Origin of the sequence: Rhodococcus sp. F64268 (genome assembly GCF_023015605.1) — a bacterium.
Lineage (GTDB): Bacteria > Actinomycetota > Actinomycetes > Mycobacteriales > Mycobacteriaceae > Rhodococcus.
This window is the reverse complement of record NZ_JALKAI010000042.1, coordinates 1-432: the sequence shown is the minus strand read 5'-3', so window position 1 is coordinate 432 and position 432 is coordinate 1. Positions and strand designations below refer to the sequence as shown.

Below are 432 nucleotides of genomic sequence, written 5' to 3'. Positions count from 1 at the left end.
CGGCCGTCGAAGCGGTGGGTGCGGCAGCAACGCCGGATCGGGCGCACCCATGCGCATGCGGCGGCGGTGCGACGCGACGTGGTGCACAAGCACACCACCGCCCTGGCCCAGCGGCATCGGGTGATCGTGGTGGAGACGTTGAATGCGTCGGGGATGCGTTCGGCAGGTGGTAGCCGGAAGAAGGGCCTGAACCTGGCCCTCGCGGACGCGGCGTTGGCGCAGATCCGCCGGATGCTCGACTACAAAACCCGCTGGTACGGCTCCACGTTGGTGGAAGCCGGCCGGTACTTTCCCTCCAGTAAATTGTGTTCGGGGTGTGGCAGGCGAAAATCAAACCTGACCCTCGCGGACCGAACGTATGTGTGTGACCACTGCGGCCTGACGATCGATCGTGATCATAATGCCGCGATCAACCTCGCCCGCCTCGGCGAG

Annotated in this window: 1 protein-coding gene; it reads left to right on the top strand. The window is 65.5% G+C overall.

The window, feature by feature from the left end; translation table 11 throughout:
- Positions 1-18: 18 nt before the first annotated feature.
- Positions 19-432, top strand: a 414-nt coding sequence (locus MWU77_RS24460) for an RNA-guided endonuclease TnpB family protein (RefSeq protein WP_308198876.1), incomplete at its 3' end; no start/stop codon positions are given.